Source organism: Streptomyces sp. NPDC091376, from assembly GCF_044757085.1.
In the GTDB taxonomy this organism is placed as follows: Bacteria; Actinomycetota; Actinomycetes; order Streptomycetales; family Streptomycetaceae; genus Streptomyces; species Streptomyces pratisoli.
Map to the genome: position 1 here is coordinate 247,494 of NZ_JBIVUF010000003.1, position 24,190 is coordinate 271,683.

At 72.5% G+C, this 24,190-nt stretch carries 22 protein-coding genes; 5 read left to right on the top strand and 17 right to left on the bottom strand.

Going from position 1 to position 24,190, the window contains the following annotated elements:
- Positions 1-6 precede the first annotated feature (6 nt).
- The 8 genes from ACIQMR_RS08890 to ACIQMR_RS08925 form a co-directional block, all read right to left on the bottom strand.
- Positions 7-864: a TrmH family RNA methyltransferase gene (locus ACIQMR_RS08890; RefSeq protein ID WP_401384567.1), complete on the bottom strand. Its 858-nt coding sequence runs from the start codon at positions 862-864 to the stop codon at positions 7-9.
- A gap of 656 nt (positions 865-1,520) precedes the next feature.
- Positions 1,521-1,907: a 50S ribosomal protein L20 gene (gene rplT, locus ACIQMR_RS08895; RefSeq protein WP_066950970.1), complete on the bottom strand. Its 387-nt coding sequence runs from the start codon at positions 1,905-1,907 to the stop codon at positions 1,521-1,523.
- A gap of 104 nt (positions 1,908-2,011) precedes the next feature.
- Positions 2,012-2,206 (bottom strand): 50S ribosomal protein L35, encoded by a 195-nt coding sequence (gene rpmI, locus ACIQMR_RS08900; protein WP_019884943.1) that lies wholly within the window; start codon positions 2,204-2,206, stop codon positions 2,012-2,014.
- Positions 2,207-2,309: 103 nt separating this feature from the next.
- On the bottom strand, positions 2,310-3,014 hold the full coding sequence (gene infC / locus ACIQMR_RS08905; protein ID WP_385473179.1) for a translation initiation factor IF-3: 705 nt from the start codon (positions 3,012-3,014) through the stop codon (positions 2,310-2,312).
- A gap of 265 nt (positions 3,015-3,279) precedes the next feature.
- The gene (locus tag ACIQMR_RS08910; RefSeq protein ID WP_401384571.1) at positions 3,280-3,660 is read right to left on the bottom strand and encodes a DUF1844 domain-containing protein; all 381 of its coding nucleotides are present in this window, start codon (positions 3,658-3,660) and stop codon (positions 3,280-3,282) included.
- A gap of 24 nt (positions 3,661-3,684) precedes the next feature.
- Positions 3,685-4,422 carry an SseB family protein gene (locus ACIQMR_RS08915; RefSeq protein WP_401384573.1) on the bottom strand — a complete coding sequence of 246 codons (738 nt, stop codon included), beginning with the start codon at positions 4,420-4,422 and terminating at the stop codon, positions 3,685-3,687.
- 93 nt (positions 4,423-4,515) lie between these two features.
- A complete protein-coding gene (gene mycP, locus ACIQMR_RS08920) occupies positions 4,516-5,712 on the bottom strand; it encodes a type VII secretion-associated serine protease mycosin (RefSeq protein ID WP_401384575.1) in 1,197 nt (398 codons plus the stop codon).
- Positions 5,709-6,554: a hypothetical protein gene (locus ACIQMR_RS08925; protein WP_401384577.1), complete on the bottom strand. Its 846-nt coding sequence runs from the start codon at positions 6,552-6,554 to the stop codon at positions 5,709-5,711. Before ACIQMR_RS08925 ends, mycP begins: the two co-directional genes overlap by 4 nt.
- A gap of 1,173 nt (positions 6,555-7,727) precedes the next feature.
- On the opposite strand from ACIQMR_RS08925, the gene ACIQMR_RS08930 reads away from it, so the two are divergent.
- Entirely contained in the window at positions 7,728-8,930 is a 1,203-nt protein-coding gene (locus tag ACIQMR_RS08930) for an amino acid deaminase/aldolase (RefSeq protein ID WP_401384580.1), read from the top strand.
- A gap of 50 nt (positions 8,931-8,980) precedes the next feature.
- Here the strand turns inward: ACIQMR_RS08930 and ACIQMR_RS08935 are convergent, their stop codons facing one another.
- From ACIQMR_RS08935 to ACIQMR_RS08950, 4 genes are read right to left on the bottom strand one after another with little or no spacing between them, the layout of a single operon-like run.
- Entirely contained in the window at positions 8,981-9,910 is a 930-nt protein-coding gene (locus ACIQMR_RS08935; RefSeq protein WP_401384583.1) for a DUF2510 domain-containing protein, read from the bottom strand.
- A gap of 9 nt (positions 9,911-9,919) precedes the next feature.
- Positions 9,920-10,705, bottom strand: a complete 786-nt coding sequence (locus tag ACIQMR_RS08940; protein ID WP_401384584.1) for a 3-oxoacyl-ACP reductase — start codon at positions 10,703-10,705, stop codon at positions 9,920-9,922.
- Positions 10,706-10,710: 5 nt separating this feature from the next.
- Complete coding sequence (locus tag ACIQMR_RS08945; RefSeq protein ID WP_401384587.1) at positions 10,711-12,081, bottom strand: aldehyde dehydrogenase family protein; 1,371 nt, start codon at positions 12,079-12,081, stop codon at positions 10,711-10,713.
- Positions 12,082-12,089: 8 nt separating this feature from the next.
- Positions 12,090-13,460, bottom strand: a complete 1,371-nt coding sequence (locus ACIQMR_RS08950) for a glutamine synthetase family protein (RefSeq protein ID WP_401384588.1) — start codon at positions 13,458-13,460, stop codon at positions 12,090-12,092.
- Positions 13,461-13,547: 87 nt separating this feature from the next.
- Between ACIQMR_RS08950 and ACIQMR_RS08955 the strand changes: the two genes are divergently transcribed.
- From ACIQMR_RS08955 to ACIQMR_RS08965, 3 genes are all read left to right on the top strand, one after another.
- Entirely contained in the window at positions 13,548-14,267 is a 720-nt protein-coding gene (locus tag ACIQMR_RS08955) for a FadR/GntR family transcriptional regulator (RefSeq protein ID WP_401384590.1), read from the top strand.
- A gap of 146 nt (positions 14,268-14,413) precedes the next feature.
- On the top strand, positions 14,414-15,856 hold the full coding sequence (gene eat / locus ACIQMR_RS08960; RefSeq protein WP_266375621.1) for an ethanolamine permease: 1,443 nt from the start codon (positions 14,414-14,416) through the stop codon (positions 15,854-15,856).
- A 19-nt stretch (positions 15,857-15,875) separates the two neighbouring features.
- Positions 15,876-16,553, top strand: a complete 678-nt coding sequence (locus tag ACIQMR_RS08965) for a gamma-glutamyl-gamma-aminobutyrate hydrolase family protein (protein WP_401384592.1) — start codon at positions 15,876-15,878, stop codon at positions 16,551-16,553.
- A gap of 230 nt (positions 16,554-16,783) precedes the next feature.
- Here the strand turns inward: ACIQMR_RS08965 and ACIQMR_RS08970 are convergent, their stop codons facing one another.
- Positions 16,784-17,707: a LysR family transcriptional regulator gene (locus tag ACIQMR_RS08970; protein ID WP_401384594.1), complete on the bottom strand. Its 924-nt coding sequence runs from the start codon at positions 17,705-17,707 to the stop codon at positions 16,784-16,786.
- A 70-nt stretch (positions 17,708-17,777) separates the two neighbouring features.
- On the opposite strand from ACIQMR_RS08970, the gene ACIQMR_RS08975 reads away from it, so the two are divergent.
- Positions 17,778-18,914 carry a TDT family transporter gene (locus tag ACIQMR_RS08975; RefSeq protein ID WP_401384595.1) on the top strand — a complete coding sequence of 379 codons (1,137 nt, stop codon included), beginning with the start codon at positions 17,778-17,780 and terminating at the stop codon, positions 18,912-18,914.
- Here ACIQMR_RS08975 and ACIQMR_RS08980 read toward each other — a convergent pair.
- The 4 genes from ACIQMR_RS08980 to ACIQMR_RS08995 form a co-directional block, all read right to left on the bottom strand.
- A complete protein-coding gene (locus tag ACIQMR_RS08980) occupies positions 18,853-19,557 on the bottom strand; it encodes a helical backbone metal receptor (RefSeq protein ID WP_401384598.1) in 705 nt (234 codons plus the stop codon). The genes ACIQMR_RS08975 and ACIQMR_RS08980 overlap by 62 nt on opposite strands.
- A complete protein-coding gene (locus ACIQMR_RS08985; RefSeq protein WP_401384601.1) occupies positions 19,554-20,105 on the bottom strand; it encodes a helix-turn-helix domain-containing protein in 552 nt (183 codons plus the stop codon). Before ACIQMR_RS08985 ends, ACIQMR_RS08980 begins: the two co-directional genes overlap by 4 nt.
- A 136-nt stretch (positions 20,106-20,241) precedes the next feature.
- Positions 20,242-22,866 carry an ABC transporter permease/substrate binding protein gene (locus ACIQMR_RS08990; protein WP_401384603.1) on the bottom strand — a complete coding sequence of 875 codons (2,625 nt, stop codon included), beginning with the start codon at positions 22,864-22,866 and terminating at the stop codon, positions 20,242-20,244.
- Entirely contained in the window at positions 22,859-23,944 is a 1,086-nt protein-coding gene (locus ACIQMR_RS08995; RefSeq protein WP_401384606.1) for a glycine betaine/L-proline ABC transporter ATP-binding protein, read from the bottom strand. Before ACIQMR_RS08995 ends, ACIQMR_RS08990 begins: the two co-directional genes overlap by 8 nt.
- Positions 23,945-24,190: the final 246 nt, after the last annotated feature.

The window sequence follows — 24,190 nt, forward strand, 5'->3', positions numbered from 1 at the left end:
GGCGACCTACCGGGCGGTGGTGGCGCGACAGCCGCCGGGTGTGCGCTGGGCGCGTGCGGAGGCGTAGAGGCAGACGGCGGCGGCGGTCGCGAGGTTGAGGCTCTCCGCCTTGCCGTGGATCGGCACGCGTACGACGGCGTCGGCGAGCGCACGGGTCTCCTCGGGCAGGCCCCAGGCCTCGTTGCCGAAGATCCACGCGGTGGGCCCGGACATGGTGCCCGCGTCCAGCTCGTCGTCCAGGTCGTCCTCGCCGGCCCCGTCCGCGGCGAGGATCCGCACACCGGCGCCCTTCAGGCCGCTGACGGCCTGCTCGACGGGTACGCCGACGGCGACGGGCAGGTGGAAGAGCGAACCGACCGACGCCCGCACCGACTTCGGGTTGTACAGGTCCACGGAGGCGTCGGTGAGGACGACCGCGTCGGCGCCCGCGGCGTCGGCGCAGCGCAGGACCGTGCCGGCGTTACCGGGGTCGCGTACGTGCGCCAGGACGGCCACGAGCCGGGGCCGGGCGGCGAGGATGTCCTCGAACGGCGAGTCGAGGAACCCGCACACGCCGACCAGTCCCTGCGGTGTGACGGTCTGCGAGACCTCCGCCAGGACGGTGTCGTCGGCGTAGTGGATCCGGACCCCGGCGGCACGCGCCGCCCCGACGATGTCCGTGTAGCGCTCGGCGGCCTCGACGGTGGCGAAGAGCTCGATGAGCGTCGGGCGGCCGTCGTCGCCCCGGTGCTCCACGGCCTCCCGTACGGCCTGCGGTCCCTCGGCGATGAACCGCCGGTCCTTGGACCGGAAGTTCCGCTTGGCGAGCCGCCGCGCGGCGACGACGCGCGGCGACCGCGCGGAGATCAGCTCGGGGGTGTGCATGAGGTGCACTCACTTCCTTCATGGCCGTGCCCGGGCCCGGGCACGGCACGCCCTGCGGGGCGGGCTCCACAGTGCCCGGCACCGCATCCGTCTTCGCGCCGGACGGGCCGGACGGGCCGGACCGGATGTGCGGCCGGGTACCGGCTGCTACGGGGTCTGGGGCGGAGCCCCTCGAACGGGGCCGGGGCGCGGGACGGGTGACGGCAGGGCCCCGAGCCCGGTCCCGGGGAGACGCCGGTCCCGGTTCCGGGGGGAACCGGCCCCGGTTCCGGGGAGCCGGCTCCCGTTCTTGAGCGACCCCCTGGTCGAGGGAGCGCGCCAGGTCCCGGGTGGGACGCGAGCCCGGGTCACGGTCAGGCGCGAACCTGGTCACGGGTGGGCGCCCGGTCCTCGGGAGGACGCGAGCCCCGGTCACGGTCAGGCGCGAACCCGGTCACGGGTGGGCGCCCGGTCCTCGGGAGGACGCGAGCCCCGGTCACGGTCAGGCGCGAGCCTCGCGGACGGGGTCCGGGGCGGGCGGCGGCCCTGGACGGCGGTCCCGAGGGCTCAGCGCCCCGGGAGAGCCCGCGGCCGGCGCCGCGCCGTGGCCCCGACGTGCGCGGACCCGCAGGCTCGCGGCCTGCGGGTCCGGGCTGTGTCCGGGTGGGACGCGACCGTCAGGCCGCGGCCTTCGGCGCGTTGACGTCGCTCGGGAGCGCCTTCTGGGCGACCTCGACGAGCGCGGCGAAGGCGCCGGCGTCGTTGACCGCGAGCTCGGCGAGGATCTTGCGGTCCACCTCGACGTTGGCGGCCTTCAGACCCTGGATGAAGCGGTTGTAGGTGATGCCGTTGGCGCGGGCAGCGGCGTTGATGCGCTGGATCCACAGCTGACGGAAGTCGCCCTTGCGCTTCTTGCGGTCGTTGTAGTTGTAGACGAGGGAGTGGGTGACCTGCTCCTTCGCCTTGCGGTACAGGCGGGAGCGCTGACCCCGGTAACCGCTGGCCTGCTCGAGGATCGCCCGGCGCTTCTTGTGGGCGTTGACTGCCCGCTTGACGCGTGCCACTTGTTAACTCCTTGTAGCGGGGCCGTGGTTGACTCACACGACCCGGAAACGAATTGGTCCCGGTCTTTGCCCGGAAGCCCCCGTCACCGAGGGCGGGAAATCAATCAGATGCCCAGCATCTTCTTGATCTTGGCGGCGTCACCCGGGGCCATCTCGGCGTTGCCGGTGAGGCGACGCGTCAGCTTGGACGACTTGTGCTCGAGCAGGTGGCGCTTGCCGGCGCGCTCGCGCAGCACCTTGCCGGAGCCGGTGATCTTGAAGCGCTTCTTGGCACCGCTGTGCGTCTTGTTCTTCGGCATCGCGCCGTTCTCTCCTCGTCAGTGGCGCTTCCGTCACCGGTCGTAAACCGGCAGGCGAAAGCGTCAGATGTATCGGTTGATGCCCAGGACGGTCGTCCCGGAATCAGGCCTCGGCGGGCTCCTCGGCGGGGTCCGCCTCAGGGGCGGGCTGACCCTGACGCTCCGCCTTGCGGGCGGCCTGCGCCTCACGGGCCTCGGCCATCGCCTCGGTCTTCTTCTTGTGCGGACCGAGAACCATGATCATGTTTCGGCCGTCCTGCTTCGGGTTCGACTCGACGAAACCGAGGTCCTGGACGTCCTCCGCGAGCCGCTGCAGCAGCCGGTAGCCGAGCTCCGGCCGGGACTGCTCGCGACCACGGAACATGATCGTGATCTTGACCTTGTCGCCCTGCTTGAGGAACCGGACGACGTGACCCTTCTTGGTGTCGTAGTCGTGCGGGTCGATCTTCGGCCGGAGCTTCATTTCCTTGATGACCGTGTGCGCCTGGTTCTTGCGCGCCTCACGGGCCTTCATGGCCGACTCGTACTTGAACTTGCCGTAGTCCATGAGCTTGCAGACCGGCGGCCGTGCGGACGCCGCGACCTCGACCAGGTCGAGGTCGTACTCCTGGGCAAGCTCCAGCGCCTTGGCAAGCGGAACAATCCCGACCTGCTCGCCGCTGGGACCGACAAGTCGCACCTCGGGAACGCGAATCCGGTCGTTGATGCGGGGCTCGGTGCTGATGGATCCTCCTCGGTAGCACCACGCGGCCGTCTGGCGGACAGCCACGCAACGTCTATTTCCTTGGGACCAACCGTGCCGGTGCATGAAAAATGCCCCGGGACAGGACACAGGCGGGGCTCCTTGAATACCGGAGCACCGCCGCGGGCCTACCGCGGGGCGCTACTCCGACGGCTCCATCGTCCGTACGGAACGATGGTGGCCGTCTGACCGGTGACCCGCCGCCCGTGAGGGCGATCAGGTGGGAGACGGAGCCTCCACTTGTGGGCCGGACACACACGTGTCCAGCCGGTCGTTACACAAGGTTAGCAGCTCCGGCCGCAAGGAGCGAACCGGGCAACCTGGGGGCGGATCAGCCGTAGACCGGGCCGGTGTACTTCTCGCCCGGGCCCTGGCCGGGCTCGTCGGGGACGAGCGAGGCCTCGCGGAAGGCGAGCTGCAGCGACTTCAGGCCGTCGCGCAGCGGCGCCGCGTGGAAGGAGCTGATCTCCGTGGCACCGGCGTCGAGCAGCCCGGCCAGCGCGTGCACCAGCTTGCGGGCCTCATCGAGGTCCTTGTGCTTCTCGCCGTCGTCGGTGAGTCCGAGCTTCACCGCGGCGGCGCTCATCAGGTTCACCGCGACCGTGACGATCACCTCGACCGCGGGGACCTCCGCGATGTCGCGGGTCATGGCGTCGAAGTCGGGAGCCTGCTCGCCGGCAGGCTGCTCGGGGGTGGGGGTCGCGTCACTCATGGGGCACACGATATGCGGTGACCCTCAGGGCCGTACGTACAGGGCCTCACCCGGGGGCGCGGCCTCTGGCGGCAGCAGGGCCAGGTCCAGTCCGCGCACCAGCCGGGCCCTCAGCGTCCCGTCCGCCGCGAGCGCGCGGGCCACGCGCTGCGCCGCTTCGGCCGGGACCGCGTCCGGGGCGAGGACCAGGGCGAGGGTGCCGTCGGCGCTGCCCGGGCCGAGATGGGCACGGAGCACCGACGGCTCGGCGGCGACCGCGGCGCGTACCGCCTCCGTGACGGCCGGGTCGGCGAGCGGATCGGTGCTGGTGCGCCCTTCGGCGAGGGCGAGCAGGGCACGGCCGGTCAGCTGGTACGTCACGGGGCCCGCGAGGTCCAGGACCAGGGTGTCCGCCTTCTCGTGGGCGGCGGCCCGGAGTGCCTGGTGCAGGGGTACGGCGACGGGGCGGGCCTGCGGGTCCCACAGGGCCAGGGACGCCGTCGAGGTGAACGCGGGCAGCGCCCGGCGGTTCCCCGCGGTCAGCGTGGGGACGGCCATGTCGCTGGACTTCTCGCGGCGCAGTCCGCCCACCTCGTCTGCCTCCTCGAGCTCACCGAGCACGGCGACGACGGGGACGAGGAGCCGGGCGCCCTTGAGCGCCTCGAGGACCGGCTGCTCCGCGGACCTGTCCTCGGCCCAGGCGGCGAGGGCCGCCTCCAGGGCGGGGTCGGCGGTGCCGTCGTCGTCGGAGAAGCCCGGGTCGGGAATGTTCTTGAGCGCCACGCGTCGAGCCTAGTTCCTCCGCCGGGGCCTTCCCGACGCCGGGTGGACGCCGTCCGGCCGCGGGCGCGCCGAGGCTCTCGGGTGGGGCGGCCCTCAGGTGCGGCGGCCGCCTCTCCACAGGACGATCGCTCCGGCGAGCAGGAGTGCGCCGATGCCTCCGGAGACGGGGGCGAGCACCCCGCCGTCCCCGCCCCCGGCGGAGGAACCGTCCGGGCCGCTGCCGAAGTACCGGCTGCGGTGGCCGTGGGCCGAGGCGGCCTTCGGGTCGACGTCGCCAGGGATCGGCCTGCCGCCCTGGGCGATCGCGGCTGCCGGGTCGACGATGCCGTACCCCTTGGCGTCGTCACGTCCGCTCTTGGGGCCGCCACGGGTGGTGTCCGCGAGGAGCCGCTTGATCTGGGCGGGGGTGAGCCGTGGGTGCGCGGAGCGTACGAGCGCGACGGCACCGGAGACGAACGCCGCGGCGGCGCTGGTGCCCCAGCCCTCGTAATACTTCCGGTCCGGGTCGGCGATGACGACGTCCACGCCGGGAGCGCTGACCGTGGCGTACCAGCGCCGGGTGGAGAACGAGGCGTGGGTGCCGTAGCGGTCCACCGCCGCGACCGCGATGACCCCCGGATAGGCGGCCGGGTACGAGATGTGGTCGCCCTTCTCGCCGCCGTTGCCGGCCGAGGCGACGACGACGGCGCCCTTGGCGAGGGCGTACTGGACGGCGGCGTCCTCGCCCGCGTCCGGGTGCGCGGACTCGCTGTCGTCGCCGAGCGACAGGTTGATGACGTCGGCACCGTGGTCGGCGGCCCAGCGGATGCCCTGGGCGAGGGCGGTGCCCCGGGTGCTGCGGGCCTTGGCGCGCGCGGGGTCGATGCCCTCCAGGATCACCCGGACGGGAAGGATCTTCGCCTCGGGCGCGATCCCGAGTACGCCGTCCTCCTGCCCTGTGCCATGGCCGTGACCGGCGATGATCCCGGCCATCGCGGTGCCGTGCCGGGCCCAGGCCCGGTCGCCGGCCTTGGCGCCGAAGCCGACGAGGTCCTTGGTCGCGAGGACGTTGCCCGTCAGGTCCGGGTGGCCGACGTCGACGCCGGTGTCGAGCACCGCGACGGTGATGCCCTCGCCCTTGGTGGTCCGCCACGCCTCGTCGGTGTGCATCGCTTCGAGCGCCCACTGGCGGGCCCTGATTCCGTCGGCCTGCGCGGGCGCGACGGAGACCAGCGAGAAGGCGAGGGCCATGGCCACGGCTCCGGCGAGCCGGCGGGGCGTGGACCGGGTGCGAAGGGGGGCTGCCGTCATTCGGGGCGCTCCGAGGACTGCGTGGCGGTCTTGCGCAGGGCACGCTCGACGCGGTCCGCGATGCCCTTGGCCTCATGGCCGAGGCCGGCCTGGGCCGGGGCGGAGGAGGCACGGGCGACCATGGCCTCGGCGGCGGGCTGAGGGTCGGCGACGGGGCGGCCGTCGGCGAACCCGGACACGGCGTACACCACGACCGGCGCGTCCGTGAGGACGTTGACGGTCCAGCTGGCGCGCTGTTCGTCGCCGAATCCCGCGGCGACGGTGCCGGGGGCGGCGTACGTCCGCGGCAGCAGGTCGGCCCGTTCGTCCAGGCCCTCCTCGGAGAACCGGCTGCGCAGGGCGGTCATCGAGGTCCGGTCCCCCTCGGTGAAGACCATGCCGACGGTGGTGACGCTGGAGGTGGTGGCGTCGGCGTAGGTCGCGCGGAGTACGCGCAGACACCCGACCGGCTGAAGGGCCTTCAGGAGCAGCGGGTCGAACGCGCCCGTGCACGGGCCGTCGGGGGCGACGGCGATCCGGGTCCAGACGCGGTCGGCGCCGCCGGGCCCGGCGCCCTCGCCCTTGATCGTGCGCGGGAAGAGGCTGTCGACGGGTGCGCTGTGCCAGAGGGCGCGCGTGTCGGCGTAGCCGGGCCTGGCGGCGGGTGTGGCGGCCGAGTCGTCCACGAGCCAGCTGCCGGTGATCGCGCCGCCGATCAGCCCGAGGCCCAGCACGACACAGGCCACGGCGCCGGCGGTCCGCGCCGGGTGACGGGTGCGGACGGGGCGCAGCCGGGTGGTGGTCTCGGCGGGCGTCTCGGGGTACGCGCCCGGGTACGGCCGCGAGGGCGCGCCGGGCGGCATCCAGGGCGAGGGCGCGGGGCCCACGGGCCGGGCCGGCGGCGCCGCGGCGGCGCGCGGGGGAGCCGAAGGGCGCGGTGGTATCTCCTCGGCGGCGCGAGCGCGACCGTAGGGCTGGGCGTGCGGGCGTTCTCCCGCGGGTGGCACCTCCGCGGGCAGCGGGACACCGCCGGTTCGTGGCGCGGGCGCCGTCGGAGCCCGCCGGACCTCACCGGCCGTGCTCCGCGGCCCGGTCCCTCCGTCGACCGCGGGTGCCGCGTCCGTACGGGGGGTCGTGCCGACCGGGCGCGGTCCGCTCGTCCCGGCTCCGGCGCGCGCCACCGGCGGACCGGCGGGGCGGTCGGCACCGGCGGGTCGCTGAACACCCGCCCCGGCACCCGGACCGGACCCGGGGACAGCGGTCCCCGGTCGCGGCACCGGCGGGCCGGCGGGGCGCGGAACACCCGCGCCGGCGCCCGGGCGGAATCCGGCACCGGGACCCGCACCGGGGCCGGGGGACGTGGTCCCCGGGCGCGCGGCCGGCGGAGCGGCCTGGTGGGCGGGAGCGGAGGTGGTGGGCTGTGCAGGCGGGGGTGCGGCGGATGCCGGGGACTCGTCGGGTGGGCGCGGCGCGGGGGCCGGGTCCGACGGAGCGCCGGCGGCCGCGAGCCGCGGCGCCGGGCCGGTGTTCGGGCCGGCCGGGCCGGGACGCTTCCCGGACCCCGCACTCGCGGGCGCGGCCGGCGGAGGCGTCGTGTCCGTGATCGGGCGCAGACGGGCAGTCGTCTCGGCGAGGGTCGAAGGCGGCCCCGAGGCACCCGGGCCCGGACGCTTCCCGGACCCCGCACTCGCGGGCGCGGCCGGCGGAGGCGTCGTGTCCGTGATCGGGCGCAGACGGGCAGTCGTCTCGGCGGGGGTCGTCGGTGGCTCGGAGGCGTCCGGTGGAACGAAGGCTTCCGATATCCGGGAGTGGCGTGACGGCACACGCGGGCGCTGCGCTTCCGTGCTCATCCGCCCCCCCGTTTCCTGGTGCTCCTACAGCCGCCGGATCGCCTTTCGGGGCAGGCCCGTTCGTCGCCGCGTACCGGTCACTCTACGGGCTGAAGTGCGCCGGACGGGAACAGGACCGCAGGCCCGGGGGGATCTGCGCAGAACGTCCCCCTACCCTCCGGTAGACCGGTCTGGCAAGCTCTGCGCATGACTCCCCGTGCCGCTCGCCGAACCCGGTACGACCGGGCCACCGCCCACCTCGACGCACCCCTGGCCATTGTGGACTTGGAGGCGTTCGACGCCAATGTGGCGGATCTGGTCAGGCGGGCGGGCGGCAAGCCGATCCGGGTGGCCAGCAAGTCCGTACGCTGCCGGGCGCTGCTGGAACGGGTAATGGCGATGGACGGCTTCGCCGGGATCATGTCGTTCACCCTGGACGAGTCGATCTGGCTCGCGCGCGCCGGGTTCGGCGACGTGCTCCTCGCCTATCCGTCCGCCGACCGGGCCGGCTTCGCCGAGCTGGCCGGGGACGCCAAGCTCGCCGCCGCCGTGACGGTCATGGTCGACGACCCCGCGCAGCTGGAGCTGATCGACCGGGCGCGGGACGGCGGCACGGAGGAGATCCGGGTCTGTCTGGAACTGGACACCGCGCTGCATCTGCTGGGCGGCCGGATTCGGGTCGGGGCGCGGCGTTCGCCGTTGCGGGAGCCTGCGCAGCTGGAGGCGCTGGCCCGGGCGGTCGTGGGCCGTCCCGGTTTCCGGCTGGTGGGGCTGATGGCGTACGAGGGGCATGTCGCCGGTGTCGGTGACGCGGTGGCGGGAAGCCCGTTGCGTTCGCGGGCGGTCCGGCTGATGCAGTCCACGGCCCGCCGGGAGCTGGCGCAGCGGCGGGCGGCCGTCGTCCGCGCGGTCCGGGCGGTGGCGCCGGACCTGGAGTTCGTGAACGGTGGCGGCACGGGCAGCGTGCAGCACACCGCGGCGGAGGAGGCGGTCACGGAGATCGCCGCGGGCTCGGGGCTGTACGTTCCGCGGCTGTTCGACAACTACACGTCGTTCGCCGGGCGGCCCGCGGCGCTCTTCGCCCAGCCCGTCGTGCGCCGCCCGGGTGTCGGCGTGGTGACCGTTCTCGGCGGCGGCTACCCCGCCTCGGGCGCCGCGGGACGGGACCGGCTGCCGGTGCCGTATCTGCCGGAGGGGCTGCGGTACGACCCGCAGGAGGGACCGGGCGAGGTCCAGACCCCGCTGCTCGGGCCGGCCGCGGACGATCTGCTCATCGGGGACAAGGTGTGGTTCCGGCACGCGAAGGCCGGGGAACTGTGCGAGCGGTTCGACTCGCTGCATCTGGTCGAGGACGACCGGGTGACGGCGACCGTGCCGACTTACCGGGGCGAGGGCCGTACGTTCCTGTGACCCGCCGGTGACCGGCCGTTGACCCCTGGGCGCCCGGCTCGTCCCGCGCCCTACGGGCTGACCGTGGAGCCCACTCCCCCGCTGACGTCGCCGACCGGCCGGATGCCCTTGATGACCCGGTCCATGTCGCCGAGCGGCGGGCCGTCCGGGCCGGCGTCGAAGGCGAACCGCACGACGATCAGCGACTCGGAGCCGACGGCCGAGGGGAAGACCAGCGACTGCACGTAGCCGCCGGGGCCCGCGCCGGTCGTCACCCGCCACAGCACGAGGTGTCCGGTGCGTCCGGCCACGACCACGGGCGCGGACCTGACCAGCTGGTGGTCCTTGATGCCGCCGTGGATGCGGTTGCCGACGCGGTCGTTGTCGTAGGCCCAGTCGGCGGCGATGCCGACGTCCTGTGTGGCGAGCTTCTCGGGCGACTTCACGTTGGTGACCGTGGCCGTACGGGAGGACACCGTGCCGTGGTGGCAGAACTGGGCGGAGTCACCGGGGCACTTGTAGGAGTTCGCCGTCACCATGGTCGGCACGGGGTCGACCGAGGAGTCGGACTTCTCCCAGCCGTCCAGCAGGGGCAGGGTGATGCCGTTGAGCTGGTCGACGAGGACGTCCTGGGCTCCGGCCGCCGTCGGAGCGGGCTTCGGGCCGTTCTCCGTCGCGGAGGGCAGCGGCGCCGAGACGCTCTCCGAGGACTGCGGCACGGTCTGTTCGCCGTCCTTGCCGAGGACGACGACGCCGGTGACGATCGCGCCCAGCAGGACCGCGCCGGCGGTGACGAGCGCGACGATCCCTCCCTTGCCGACGCCGCCGCCCTCGCCACCGCGTCCGTGCTGTGCGGCGAGGGGTATCGGTGCCGTGACCGGCGGCGCCTGCGGGGCGCCGAGGGCCCGGGTGTGCCCGGTCCAGGCGGCGCCGTCCCACCAGCGTTCGAGGGACGGCGTGCCCGGGTCCAAGTACCAGCCGGGAGGGGTCGTCATGCTCATGCGGTCACCCTACAGAGGCGTGACGTACGCCCCCGAGATGCCACCGTCGACCAGGAAGTCCGTGGCGTTGACGAACGACGAGTCGTCGCTGGCGAGGAACGCCACGGCCGCGGCGATCTCGTCCGCGTCCGCGAAGCGGCCCACGGGGATGTGCACGAGCCGCCTGGCCGCCCGCTCGGGGTCCTTGGCGAACAGTTCCTGGAGCAGCGGGGTGTTGACCGGCCCCGGGCACAGGGCGTTGACCCTGATGCCCTCGCGGGCGAACTGCACACCCAGCTCGCGGGACATGGCGAGGACGCCGCCCTTGCTCGCGGTGTACGAGATCTGGGAGGTCGCCGCGCCCATCCGGGCCACGAACGAGGCGGTGTTGATGATGGAGCCCCTGCCCTGGCGCCGCATGTAGGGGATGGCGGCCTTGCAGCACAGGAACACGGAGGTCAGGTTGACCTCCTGGACCCGCTTCCAGGCGTCCAGGCCGGTCTCCAGGATGGAGTCGTCGTCGGGCGGCGAGATGCCGGCGTTGTTGAAGGCGATGTCGACGCTGCCGTAGGTGTCGAAGGCCGTCCTGAACAGCGCCTCGACCTGCTCGGCGTCGGTGACGTCGACCTTCACGAACGTGCCGCCGACCTCTTCGGCGGCCGCCTTGCCGGCGATCTCGTCGATGTCGCCGCAGACGACGTTGGCCCCTTCGGAGGCGAGGCGGCGTGCGGTGGCCAGGCCGATGCCGCTGCCGGCACCGGTGATGACGGCGGTACGGCCGACGAGACGGCGGCACACGGTGTTGTCGGTGGTCATGCTGTTCAGGCCTCCGTGCTGATGAAGACGTTCTTGGTCTCGGTGAAAGCGGTGAGGGCGTCGGGGCCCAGTTCGCGGCCGAGGCCGGACTGCCCATAGCCGCCGAACGGGGTCCAGTAGCGGACGCTGGAGTGGGAGTTGACGGACAGGTTGCCCGCGGCGACCGCGCCGCAGACGCGCAGCGCCCGGCCGACGTCACGGGTCCAGATGGAGCCGGAGAGCCCGTAGTCGGTGGCGTTGGCCAGGCGTACGGCCTCGTCCTCGTCGTCGAAGGGCAGGACGGCGGCGACGGGGCCGAAGACCTCTTCGGTGGCGACGGGGGCGTCGGGGGCGGCGCCGGTGACGAGGGTCGGCGGGAACCAGAAGCCCGGGCCTTCCGGGGCGCTGCCGGTGACCGTCGCGAGGTCATCGGTGACATATGACCGTACGCGGTCCAGTTGCACACGTGAGATGAGCGGCCCCATCTGCGTGTTCTCGTCCGCGGGGTCGCCGACGACGACCGACTTCAGGGCGGGGGCGAGCCGGTCCAGGAAGTCGTCGTACACCGAACGCTGGACGAGGATGCGGGTGCGGGCGCAGCAGTCCTGGCCGCTGTTGTCCAGGAAGGACATGGGTGCGGCGGCCGCGGCGGCCTCGATGTCGGCGTCGGCGAAGACGATGTTGGGGCTCTTGCCGCCGAGTTCGAGGGTCACGCGCTTCACCTGGTCGGCGCAGAGCGACATGATCCGCTTGCCGATCCTGGTGGAGCCGGTGAAGACGATCTTCGCGACGCCGGGGTGGCGGACGAGTGCGTCTCCCGCGAGGTCACCGCGGCCGGGGAGCACCTGGAAGAGATGCTCGGGAAGGCCCGCCTCCAGGGCGAGTTCGGCGAGGCGCAAGGCGGTCAGCGGCGTGGTCTCGGCGGGCTTGAGGAGGACCGCGTTGCCGGCGGCGAGCGCGGGGGCGGCGCCCCAGGCGGCGATCGGCATGGGGAAGTTCCACGGCGCGATGACGCCGACGACACCGAGGGGTTCGAGGATCGTGAGGTCGATGCCGCCGGGGACGGGGATCTGCCGGCCGGTGAGGCGTTCCACTCCCCCGGCCGCGTAGTCCAGCAGATCGCGGACGTTCCCGGCCTCCCAGCGGGCGTTGCCGATGGTGTGGCCGGCCTCGCGGACCTCCAGCCGCGCCAGTTCCTCGATGTGGTCGTCCACGACGGCGGCGAAGCGGCGCAGCAGCCGGGCCCGGTCGGCGGGGGCGGCGGCCGCCCAGCCGCGCTGGGCCCGGGCGGCTCGCGCCACGGCCGCGTCGACGTCGTGGGCGAGGGCGCCGGGGACGCTGGCGATGACTTCCTCGGTGGCCGGGTTCAGCACATCGAGTTCGTACGGTTGCGACAAGTGGTGCCTCACATGCGTTCGAAGGAGCGGCGGAGCTCCCAGTCGGTCACCGCGGCGTCGAAGGCTTCGAGCTCGACCCGCGCCATGTTGCGGTAGTGGGCGACGACTTCGTCCCCGAAGGCGGCCTTGGCGATCGGGCTGTTCTCCCACAGCTCGGCGGCCTCGCGGAGGGTGGTCGGGACGTGCGCGTAGCCGGCGGTGTAGGCGTTGCCGGTGCAGACCTCGGGCAGCTCCAGCTTCTGTTCGATGCCGTACAGCCCGGCCGCGACCAGTCCGGCGACGGCGAGGTGCGGGTTGACGTCGCCGCCGGGCAGCCGGTTCTCGAAGCGCATCGAGCGGCCGTGGCCGACGACGCGCAGCGCACAGGTGCGGTTGTCGTGGCCCCAGGCTACGGCGGTGGGGGCGAACGAGCCGGGCTGGAAGCGCTTGTACGAGTTGATGTTCGGCGCGTAGAGCAGGGAGAAGTCACGCAGTGCGGCGAGCTGCCCGGCGAGGAAGTGCCGCATGACCGGTGACATTCCGTGCTCGTCGTCCCCGTCCCCCGCCATGACGTTGCGGCCGTCGGCGTCGGCGAGCGAGAGATGGATGTGGCAGGAGTTGCCCTCGCGCTCGTTGTACTTGGCCATGAAGGTGAGCGAGACGCCCTCCTGGGCGGCGATCTCCTTGGCGCCGGTCTTGTAGACGGCGTGCTGGTCGCACGTGACGAGGGCCTCGTCGTAGCGGAACGCGATCTCGTGCTGGCCGGGGTTGCACTCGCCCTTGGCCGACTCGACGATCAGTCCGGCCGCTGCCATCTCGTTGCGGATACGGCGCAGCAGCGGCTCGATCCGGCCGGTGCCGAGCACCGAGTAGTCGATGTTGTACTGGTTGGCAGGTGTCAGGCCCCGGTAGTCGCGGTCCCAGGCCTGCTCGTAGGTGTCCTTGAAGACGATGAACTCGAGCTCGGTGCCGACCCGTGCCGAGTACCCGTGCTCCGCGAGCCGCTCCAGCTGGCGGCGGAGGATCTGGCGGGGCGCGGCGACGACGGGGCCGCCGTCGTTCCAGGCGAGGTCGGCGATGAGCATCGCCGTGCCCTCGTTCCAGGGGACGCGGCGCAGGGTGTCCAGGTCGGGGTGCATGGCGAAGTCGCCGTAGCCGCGGTCCCAGGAGGACATCTCATAGCCGTCCACCGTGTTCATCTCGGTGTCGACGGCGAGGAGGTAGTTGCAGCCCTCGGTGCCGTGCTCCAGGACCTCGTCGAGGAAGAACGGCGCGGCGAACCGCTTCCCCTGGAGCCGCCCCTGCATGTCGGGGAAGGCCAGGACTACGGTGTCGATCTCACCGCTCGCGACGAGGGCTCTGAGGTCCTCGACGGTCAGCGGGGGTTTACGGTCTGCCACGGGATGTGCCTCCTAAGGTCAGCCGGGAAGCCATAAGGTATTGCGGAAGACCATTGCTTGGGAAGGGGGAACCGCAACGTGGCGACGATGAGGGAGCCCGATGACCGGCTCACGTCCGTGCTGCGGCCGGTGCGCGGGGGCAACGGTTTCGAGGAGGCGCTGGAGCAGATCCTCCAGGTCGTACGGCTCGGCCTGGTGCCCGGCGGTGAGCGACTGCCCGCCGAGCGCGAGCTGGCCGACCGGATGGGCATCAGCCGGGTGACGCTGCGCGAGGTGCTGAAGGTCCTGCAGGAGGAGGGCCTCGTGGAGAGCCGGCGCGGGCGCTACGGCGGGACGTTCGTCCTGCCCCGCGCGCGGACCGAGGGCGAGGACGAGCTGCGCCGGCGGATCGCGACGGTCGACGTCGAGGACACCCTGCGCTTCCGTGAGGTGCTGGAGGTCGGGGCGGCCGGGCTGTGCGCGGCGCACGGCCTCGGCGAGGGCGGGGCCGCGCGGCTCCGCACCGCACTGGCCGCGACCCATGACGCACCCCTCGACGACTACCGGCGCTGCGACACCCTGCTGCACCTCACGCTCGCCGAACTGTCCGGCTCCCCCACACTGACCACGCAGTACGCGGCCGTACGGGCGACGGTGAACGATCTGCTGGACTGCATCCCGCTGCTCGTACGCAATCTGGAGCACTCCCAGCAGCAGCACGTCGCGCTGGTGGAGGCGGTGCTGGAGGGTGACGCGGACGGGGCGCGGGAGATGATGCGCGAGCACTGCGCGGGCACCGCGGCGCTGCTGCGCGGCTTCCTCACGTGACCCGCACCCCGCTCCCGCCACCGCGGGTACGCCACCGGCGCGGCCCGTGGGCGTAACCCGAAAGTAACGCACAGGTCTTGCGTTACCCCCCGCCCCAGCGCAAAGGTATGGCTCCATTCCATTGGGCCCGACGCGGGAGCTCTGCCATGACGCTGGAAGACACCACCGGGAGCACCACACCACCACCATCGGACGACTATCTGGAGCGCCGGACCCTGCGGCGCGGCAGCGCGGGCTGGCTGCTGCTCACCGGTCTCGGCGTCGCCTACGTCGTCTCCGGCGACTTCTCCGGCTGGAACATCGGCCTGTCCAAGGGCGGTTTCGGCGGGCTCGCCGCGGCCACCGTCCTCATGGGCCTGATGTACGCCTGTCTCGTCTTCGCGCTCGCCGAGCTCTCCGCGATCCTGCCGACGGCGGGCGGCGGCTACGGCTTCGCGCGCCGCGCCCTCGGCCCCTGGGGCGGCTTCCTCACCGGCACGGCGATCCTCATCGAGTACATCCTCGCTCCCGCCGCGATCTCCATCTTCATCGGCGACTACGTCGAGTCGCTCGGACTGTTCGGACTGGAATCGGGCTGGCCGGTCTACCTCGCCTGCTTCGCGATCTTCATAGGCATCCATCTGTGGGGCGTGGGCGAGGCGCTGCGCTTCAGCCTCGTCGTCACCGCGATCGCGGTCGCCGCGCTGCTGATCTTCGCGCTGGGCGCGTTCACCGACTTCCAGGTGAGCGGGCTCGACGACATCCCGGTCGACAAGGACGCCGTGGGCTCCAGCTCCTGGCTGCCGTTCGGTCTGCTGGGCATCTGGGCGGCGTTCCCGTTCGGCATGTGGTTCTTCCTCGGCGTGGAGGGCGTGCCGCTCGCCGCGGAGGAGGCCAAGGACCCGGTCCGGTCCATGCCCCGGGCGCTCGCCATCTCGATGGGCATCCTGGTGCTGCTCGCCGCGCTGACGTTCTTCGCCGCCACCGGCGCGCGCGGCTCCGCCGCCATCCAGGACGCCGGAAACCCGCTGGTGGTGGCGCTGCAGGGGGACGGCGACCCGACCGCGCTGAGCCGCTTCGTCAACTACGCCGGACTCGCGGGCCTGGTCGCCTCGTTCTTCTCGCTCATCTACGCCGGGTCGCGGCAGCTGTTCGCCCTGTCCCGGGCCGGGTACCTGCCCCGCTTCCTGTCGCTGACGAGCCGCCGCAAGTCGCCTTACCTGGGGCTGCTGATCCCCGGCGCGATCGGCTTCGCCCTGGCGGCCGGCACCGGGGACGGGGCGCGGATGCTGAACATCGCCGTGTTCGGCGCGACCATCAGCTACGCGCTGATGGCGCTGTCCCACATCGTGCTGCGGCGCCGCGAGCCGGAGCTGCCCCGCCCGTACCGCACCCCCGGGGGTGTGCTGACCTCGTCCGTCGCCTTCGTCCTCGCACTGTCCGCGCTGGTGGCGACGTTCCTGGTGGACAAGGACGCGGCCGTGATCGCGCTGGTCGTGTACGGCGTCGCCCTGGCGTACTTCGCCTTCTACAGTCGGCACCATCTCGTGGCCCGTGCGCCGGAGGAGGAGTTCGCGGCGCTCGCCGCGGCCGAGGCCGAACTCAAGTGACCGTGACCGGAGGTATCAGGTGAGCCAGCCGCTCATCGGCGTCAGCACCTATCTGGACGAGGCCGCGTGGGGCGTGTGGCGGCTGCCGGCCGCCCTGCTGCCCGCCGGGTATCCGCGCCTGGTCCAGTCGGCAGGAGGGATGGCCGCGATGCTCCCGCCCGACGACCCCGGGCGGGCCGCGTCCGTGGTGGCCCGGCTCGACGGGCTCGTCGTCGCCGGCGGCCCCGATGTCGAACCCGTACGGTACGGGGCCGAGCCCGACCCGCGGACCGGTCCGCCGGCGCGGGAGCGGGACGCCTGGGAGCTGGCCCTCATCGACGCGGCGCTGGCGGACGGCACCCCGCTGCTCGGGATCTGCCGCGGCATGCAGTTGCTGAACGTGGCCCTCGGCGGCACGCTCGTGCAGCACCTCGACGGGCACGTGGAGGCCACCGGCGTCTTCGGGCGGCATCCCGTGGCGCCGGTCGAGGGCACTCGGTACGCCTCGCTGGTGCCCGAGGAGTCCGCCGTACCGACGTACCACCACCAGTCGGTGGACCGCCTCGGGGACGGGCTCGTCGTCTCGGCGCTCGCGCAGGACGGCACGGTGGAGGCCGTCGAACTGCCGGACCCGGCCTGGGTCCTGGGCGTCCAGTGGCACCCGGAGATGGGCGAGGACACCCGCGTCATGGCCGGGCTGGTACGCGCCGCGTCATGAGCCGCGCTCCCGGTCCTTCCCGCCGCCGATGACCACTACGGGGAGGGCCGGGTTTCCCGGACGCCTCAGCGGGCACCGTGCCGGGCGCGTCGCGGGCAGCCGGGCACCCTGGCCTCCCTGCTTCGGGCCGTCGGGCCGCTGTGCCGTCGGGCTGTCGGGCTGTCGGGCCGTCGGTGCCAAGACGCGGACGTGGCGCGTTGGGGACGTCACGGTGCCACTGCGCCGCCGGCTCACGCCGAGGAGCGCGTCAGCGACAGCAGATCCCGGGCCGGGCCCGTGGGCCGGTGCCCCTGGCGCCAGACCGCGCGGAGATCGCGTCGCAGCCGCACCCCCTCGACCGGGATGCGGACCAGCCGGCGCGAGGCCAGCTCCTCGGTGACCGCGAGTTCGCTGAGGACCGCGGGACCGGCACCGCTCACCGCCGCCGCCTTCACCGCGGTGGTGGAGGCGAGTTCGAGCAGCGGCTCGGCGAGGCCCCCGTACTCAGCGAGCGCCGAGTCGAGGACCTGCCGGGTGCCCGAGCCGCGCTCGCGCAGCACCAGGGAGGTCGCCGCCAGCTTCTCCGGCGACACCGGGGAGCGTCGCCGCGCCCAGTCATGACCCGGCGAGGCGACGACGATCAGCCGGTCATGGCCGATGACCGTGCCGTCGAGCCCTTCGGGGACGGCGAGGCCCTCGACGAAGCCGAGATCGGCGTCGTCGCGCAGAAGCCGCTCGGCGACCGCGGCCGAATTGCCCGCGAGCAGCGAGACCGCGGTGCCGGGGCGCCCCTGGCGCAGTGCGATGAGCCAGCCGGGCAGCAGATACTCCGCGATGGTCATGCTGGCCGCCACCCGCAGCCGTGAGTCGCGCCGGTCACGCAGGGCCTGTGCGCCCGCGTCGAACGCCTCGGCCGCCTCCACGATCCGCCCCGCCCAGTCGGTGACCAGCGCGCCCGCGTCGGTGAGCCGGGAGCCCCGGGGCGAACGGTCCACGAGCGCCACGCCGAGCTGCCGCTCCATGGACCGGATGCGGCTGCTCGCCGCGGGCTGGGTGATGCCGAGCTCCCGGGCGGCCCGGCCCAGGCTGCCGTGCCGGGCCACGGCGAGCAGCAGCTCCAGCGCGGCGAGATCGGGCACTCGGTGGGCGATCGGCCCGCGTTCCACTTCGCTCATAAATCAAGCTTATGGGCTCATAGGATCGAGATGGCTGGTGGGAGCACTTTCCGGGGCGGACAGTGGCCCCATGGTCACCGTCGCCCAGCCCCGTGCCACCGCAGCCGTGCCGCTGCGCTCACTCCGCAATCTCGGACCGAACTGGTACGCGGCCGTGATGGGCACGGCCATCGTCGCGAACGCGGGCGCCGCGCTGCCCGTGCGGCTGCCGGGACTCCGGGACGCGTACGAGGCCGTGTGGGTGCTGTCCGCGCTGATGCTGGCGGCGCTGCTGGTGGCCCGCGCCGGGCACTGGCTCCACCATCGCGACCGCGCCCGCGCCGATCTCCTGGACCCGGCGGTCGCCCCCTTCTACGGCTGTCTGTCGATGGCGCTGCTCGCGGTCGGCATCGGCACGTTCTCCGTCGGTCCCGGTGTGATCGGCGAGCGGGACGCGGTGGTGGCCGGCGCGGCGCTGTTCGGCGCCGGCACGCTCGTCGGGCTGGTCGTCGCGGTGGCGATCCCGTATCTGATGATCACGCGTCACAGGGTCGCCCCGGGCGGCGCCTCCCCGGTGTGGCTGCTGCCGGTGGTGGCCCCGATGGTGGCGGCGACGCTGGGTCCGCGACTGGTACCGCACCTGCCCGCCGGGCAGTGGCGCGAGGCGCTGCTGCTGGGCTGCTACGCCCTGTTCGGGCTGAGCCTGCTGGCGGTGCTGCTGATGCTGCCGCTGGTGTTCGCACGGCTCGTGCACCACGGGCCGCTGCCGCTCGCCCTGACGCCTTCGCTGTTCCTGGTCCTCGGCCCGCTCGGCCAGTCGACGACCGCGGTGAACAGCCTGGCGGACGTGGCGCCGTCCGCGATCGGGTCGCCGTACGCGGCCGGGCTCGGGGCCTTCGCGGTGGTCTACGGGGTGCCGGTGATGGGCTTCGCGCTGCTGTGGCTGGCGCTGGCCGGGGCCATGGTGCTGCGAGCGGTCCGGCGGGGCATGCCGTTCGCGATGACGTGGTGGGCGTTCACCTTCCCCGTCGGCACCTGTGTCACCGGTGCCGCGAGCCTCGCCGCCCACACCGGTCTGGCCGCCCTGGAGTGGACGGCGGTCGCGCTGTATGTGTTCCTGCTGGCGGCGTGGGCGGTGACGGGGGCCCGGACGCTGCGGGGGCTGGTCAGCGGAGCGCTGCTCGCAGCGCCGTCGGCGCCGCTGCCAGCGACGGCCCGTACCAGGTGAGCATGCGCCCGTCGACGAGCGCGGCGGGCAGCGTGGGGAACGCCTCGGGGCCGTCGTCCGTGGTGAAGCGGTAGGGCTCGTCGGGCAGGACGACGAGATCGGCGCCGGCCGCGTTCAGCTCGTCGAGCGGGATCCGCGGATAGCGGTCGGGGTGGCCCGCGTAGACGTTGTCGACTCCGAGGCGGGCCAGCAGGTCGCCGGCGAACGTGTCACGGCCGAGGACCATCCAGGGCCGCCGCCAGACGGGCACCACGGCGCGCCGTGGCTCGGCCCGCTCGACCGCGGCCCAGGCGGCCTCTGCGTCGTCGAGCCAGCGCGGCCGGGGCACACCGCAGGCCCGCAGGACCCGTTCCAGCTCGGTGAAGGCCTGCGGCAGGGTCCGTACCTCGGTGACGAGGACTTCGAGGCCGGCGGCGCGCAGCGCGTCGAGGTCGGGGGCCCGGTTCTCCTCCTCGTTGGCGACGACGAGGTCCGGCCGGAGTGCGACGATCGCCTCCACGTCGGGGTTCTTGGTGCCGCCGATCCTGGTCGCACCGGTGTCGGCGGGCCGGCTGCACCAGTCGGTGACCCCGGCAAGCAGCCCGGGGGCGCTGACGGCGACGGCCTCGGTGAGCGAGGGCACCAGTGAGACGACGCGAGTCACAGCCCGGTGGCCTCGATGTGGTCGGCGACGGCGACGACGACGAGACGCGTGCCGGGCCGGGTGGCACGCCAGCGGTGGAGCACCCCGCCGGAGAGGAACAGACTGTCGCCCTTCTCCAGCCGGTACGCCCGGCCCTCGGCCTCGACCTCCACGGCGCCGTCCACGACGTACATCAGCTCGTCGTTGCGGTGCTGGCACTCTCCTCCGGCGTCCTGCTCGCCGGTCAGCTCCACGCCGTGGAGCTGGTGGTGGCCGCGCACCAGGTGGCGCACGCCCGGTCCGGCGGCGAGGGTGTCCTCCTCCGCGCGGACGACGTCGACGACCCGGGCGGAGTCCGCGGCGGCCAGCAGCTCGGCACCGGTGGTCTCCAGGGCCTCGGCGACACGCTGGAGCGAGCGCATGCTGGGGCGCGCCCGCTCGTTCTCGATCTGGCTGAGGAAGGGCACGGAAAGGCCGCTGCGCTCTGCGACGGCGGCGAGCGTCAGATCCAGGGCCCTGCGCCGTCGGCGGACGGCGGAGCCGACGCGGAGTGTTTCCTTGTCTCCCATGACCTGATGTCCCTCCCTCCACTCTGTACCTTACGCACGTTCCCGGCACGGCAACCCACTGTTGTCACTGGAGTAACGACAAGGGCCCTGCCACGGAGTGTGACAGGGCCCTCACCGGTGGGGGGATTCATATGGTCTACTGCGGTGCCAGCCGGTCCACGATGCCGGGGTTCTTCGCCATCCAGGCCTTGACGGCCTCTTCCTCGTGGCCGGTGCCGCGCTTCTGGATCTCGTTCTCCAGACCGGCGAGCTGCTGCTCGCTCAGCCGGAAGTCCTTGAGCCACTTCGTGAGCTGCGGGTACTGCTCCGGGAACGCCTTGCTCGCGACGGTGTGGATGCGGTCGCCCTCGCCGAAGAGCTTCTTCGGGTCCTTCAGCTTGGTCAGCCCGTACTCGCTGTAGGCCCAGTGCGGGGTCCACAGCATGACCGCGATCGGCTCCTTCTTCGCGTACGCCCGCTTCAGCTCGGCGAGCATGCCGGGCGTGGAGCTGTCGACGACCTCGAACTCCTTGTCCAGCCCGTAGCCGGGCAGGACGTCGTTCTTCAGGATGTTCATGGTCTCGGTGCCGGGTTCGATGCCGACGACGCGGCCCTTGAACTCGCCGCCGCGGCCCTTGAGGTCCTCCAGCGAATCCACGCCCTCGACGTAGGAGGGGACCGCGATCTCCAGGGACGTCGGCCCGTACCAGGAGCCGATGTCGGTGAGCTTGTCACCGTACTTGTCCCAGTACTTCTTCTGGGTGCTCGGCAGCCAGCCGTCGAACTGGACGTCGATCTGCCCGCGGGACAGCGCCGTGTACATCGGGCCGACCTCGAACTGCTTGAGGTTCATCGTGTACCCGCGCTCCTCGAGGACCGCCTTCCACAGATAGGTGGCGGCGATGTCCTCCTCCCACGGGAACCAGGCGACGTTCAGGGCGCGCTCGCGCTCGTCCTCGCCTCCTTTGGCCGGCTTGCCGGCCTTGGCGACCGGGGTCCACTTGTCGGCGAGGCCCGGGTTCTCCTCGAGCCACGCGCGGACGGCGTCCTGCTCCTTGCCCTTGCCGGTCTCCTGGATCTTCGCCTCCAGACCGGTGAGCTGCTCCTCCGTCATCTTGAAGGTCTTCAGCCACTTGCCGACCTGCGGGTTCTCCTCGGAGAACCCCTTGCGGGCCAGGGTGTGGATGCCGTCGCCCTTGCCCCAGGTGCCCTTCGGGTCCTTGAGCTTCTTCAGGTCGTACGCGCTGTACGCCCAGTGCGGCGACCACAGGGTGGTGACGATGGGCTCCTTCTTGTCGTACGCCCGCTTCAGCTCGGCGAGCATGCCGGGCGTGGAGCCGTCGACGACCTCGAACTCGCCCTCCAGGCCGTACTCCTTGAGGACCTTGTCCTTGAGGATGCCCATCATTCCCGCGCTCGGCTCGATGCCGACGATCCGGCCCTTGAACCGGTCCGCCTTGCCCTTGAGGTCGTCGAGGGAGTCGACGCCCTTCACGTACGAGGGCACGGACAGCTCCAGGGAGGTGGGACCGTACCAGGAACCCATGTCCTCGAGCTTGTCCTGGTACTTGTCCCAGTACTGGGCGTGGGTGACGGGCAGCCAGGAGTCGGTCTGGAAGTCGATCTGACCGCCGGCGAGACCGGTGTAGAGCGATCCGGCCTCCAGCTGCTTGGCGTCGACCTCGAAGCCGCGCTGCTCCAGCATCTCCTTCCAGAGGAAGGTCGAGGCGATGCCCTCGTCCCACGGGATGTAGCCGAGGGAGACCTTCTTGCCCTGGCCCACGTTCGTGGCGTCCGAGGCGTCGGCGGACTTGGGGCCGCCGAAGAGGCCCATACCGCCCGCGACGAGCGCGAGGACGACAACGCCGACGACGGCGACGACGGGCTGGGGGCGGTGGTTCCAGATCTTCAGGCCACCGGTCACGGCCTTCGCCCTGGCGAGGGCCCGACGGCCGAGCGGCGAGACCTGGCGGCCCAGCGCACCGGTCATCCGGTCCAGGTACATGGCGAGGATGACGATGGAGATACCGGCCTCGAAGCCGAGACCGATGTCGACATTGCCGATGGCGCGGTAGACGGCGCCGCCGAGACCGCCGCCGCCGACCATGCCGGCGATGACCACCATGGACAGACCCAGCATGATCACCTGGTTGATACCGGCCATGATCGTGGGCAGGGCGAGCGGCAGCTGCACCCGGACCAGCGTGTTGCGCGGCGTCGTACCGAACGCCTCGGCGGCCTCCACCAGCTCCTTGTCGACCTGGCGGATACCGAGTTCGGTCATCCGCACGCCGGGCGGCAGGGCGAAGACGATGGTGGCGATGATGCCGGGCACCACGCCGACGCCGAAGAAGATGATGCCGGGGATCAGATAGACCATGGCCGGCATGGTCTGCATGAAGTCCAGGACCGGGCGGGTCACGGCGCTGACGGTCCTGGAACGGGACGCCCAGATGCCGAGCGGGATCGCGATCACCAGCGTGACGATCGTGGCGACGAGCACCAGCGAGAGGGTCGACATGGCGTCGTCCCACAGCTCGATGGAGTCGACCAGGGCGAAGCCGGCGAACGCGAGTCCGCCGGCGAGGAGTCCGCGCAGCCACCAGGCGACGACCGCGAGGATGCCCGCGAAGAGCAGCGGTTCCGGCGCGGACAGCACCGCGTCGATACCGTCGTACATCCCGGTGACGAGGGAGCTGATGGCGTCGAACAGCCAGGACAGATGGGACTGGAGCCAGTCGACACCGCTGTCGACCCAGTCGCCCAGGTGCAGCCTAGGCACTGGCGCTCACCTGCTTCGGCAGCCGGCGGACCGGGTTGTCGCAGGGCACGGGTTCGCCCGCCTCGTCACCGACGAAGCCGATCAGCCGGGACTGCGGTACGACACCGACGACCTCGCCCTCGGCGTTCCGCACCGCCACGGGGTGCGGGACGCGCGCGCTGACGGCGCACAGGTCCGCGACCAGGGTGTCGGTGGTGACGGTCTCACAGCCGCAGTCGGCCGCCTCGGGGCGCTGCGGATCGGTCATCACGGCGGAGGCCGTCAGCACCCGGGAGCGGTCCACGTCCTGGATGAACGAGGTCACGTAGTCGTTGGCGGGACGGACCAGGATGTCCTCGGCGGTGCCGAGCTGCACGATCCGGCCGTCACGCATCACCGCGATGCGGTCCCCGAGGCGCATGGCCTCGTTGAGGTCGTGCGTGATGAAGACGATCGTCTTCTTCAGCCGCTTCTGCAGTTCGAGCAGCTGGTCCTGCATGTCGCGGCGGATCAGCGGGTCGAGGGCGCTGAAGGACTCGTCCATCAGCAGCAGGTCGGCGTCGGTGGCGAGCGCACGGGCGAGGCCGACACGCTGCTGCATACCGCCCGAGAGCTCGTCCGGCCAGGACTTCTCCCAGCCGCCCAGGCCGGCCAGCTCCAGGGCCTCGGCGGCGCGGCGCTCACGCTCGGCGCGCGCGACACCCTGGACCTCCAGGCCGTAGCCGGCGTTCTCCAGGACGCTGCGGTGGGGGAAGAGCGCGAAGTGCTGGAACACCATGCTGATCTTGGTGGAGCGTACGGTGCGAAGCTCGCGCGCGCTGAGGGCGGTCAGGTCCTGGCCGTCGAAGAGGACGCGTCCGGCGGTCGGCTCCAGCAGCCCGTTGAGCATGCGCAGCAGCGTGGACTTCCCGGATCCCGAAAGACCCATGACGACGAAGATCTGACCCGGTTCGACGGCGAACGAGGCGTCGATCACCGCTGCAGTCGTTCCGTCGGCGCGGAGCTCGTCGCGGTCGGCGCCGCTTTCGAGCCTGCCTACCGCCTCATCGGGTCGTCGGCCGAACACCTTGTACAAGTGCTCGGCTTGCAGCCTGGACACATACACCTCACGCGTTGAACCGAAAAACGGCCCGCATCCCCCGCCGGCGGGCCGTGGAGCGGGCGGGTTCGGCCCGCTTCCCCGGGGTCGCATCCGGTTGAAGGCGCAACGGGTTCCGCTCCGGCGACGCGCCTGCCCCGGCGCTCCGGGGCCAAACGCGAGAGTGATCCAGTTCACGCGGGGGCCACCGGGCGGCCACGAAGGCACCGTTCCGCGCGGCCGGGCCCTGTGTCGGTGAGGTCGGCC

Bases quoted from the DNA above. Each gene is read 5' to 3' on its own strand.
- ACIQMR_RS08890 (WP_401384567.1), bottom strand. From the start codon at position 864: ATGCACACCCCCGAGCTGATCTCCGCGCGGTCGCCGCGCGTCGTCGCC.
- rpmI (WP_019884943.1), bottom strand. From the start codon at position 2,206: ATGCCGAAGAACAAGACGCACAGCGGTGCCAAGAAGCGCTTCAAGATC.
- infC (WP_385473179.1), bottom strand. From the start codon at position 3,014: ATGCACCGGCACGGTTGGTCCCAAGGAAATAGACGTTGCGTGGCTGTC.
- ACIQMR_RS08910 (WP_401384571.1), bottom strand. From the start codon at position 3,660: ATGAGTGACGCGACCCCCACCCCCGAGCAGCCTGCCGGCGAGCAGGCT.
- mycP (WP_401384575.1), bottom strand. From the start codon at position 5,712: ATGACGGCAGCCCCCCTTCGCACCCGGTCCACGCCCCGCCGGCTCGCC.
- ACIQMR_RS08925 (WP_401384577.1), bottom strand. From the start codon at position 6,554: ATGCCGCCCGGCGCGCCCTCGCGGCCGTACCCGGGCGCGTACCCCGAG.
- ACIQMR_RS08930 (WP_401384580.1), top strand. From the start codon at position 7,728: ATGACTCCCCGTGCCGCTCGCCGAACCCGGTACGACCGGGCCACCGCC.
- ACIQMR_RS08935 (WP_401384583.1), bottom strand. From the start codon at position 9,910: ATGAGCATGACGACCCCTCCCGGCTGGTACTTGGACCCGGGCACGCCG.
- ACIQMR_RS08940 (WP_401384584.1), bottom strand. From the start codon at position 10,705: ATGACCACCGACAACACCGTGTGCCGCCGTCTCGTCGGCCGTACCGCC.
- ACIQMR_RS08955 (WP_401384590.1), top strand. From the start codon at position 13,548: ATGAGGGAGCCCGATGACCGGCTCACGTCCGTGCTGCGGCCGGTGCGC.
- eat (WP_266375621.1), top strand. From the start codon at position 14,414: ATGACGCTGGAAGACACCACCGGGAGCACCACACCACCACCATCGGAC.
- ACIQMR_RS08970 (WP_401384594.1), bottom strand. From the start codon at position 17,707: ATGAGCGAAGTGGAACGCGGGCCGATCGCCCACCGAGTGCCCGATCTC.
- ACIQMR_RS08975 (WP_401384595.1), top strand. From the start codon at position 17,778: ATGGTCACCGTCGCCCAGCCCCGTGCCACCGCAGCCGTGCCGCTGCGC.
- ACIQMR_RS08985 (WP_401384601.1), bottom strand. From the start codon at position 20,105: ATGGGAGACAAGGAAACACTCCGCGTCGGCTCCGCCGTCCGCCGACGG.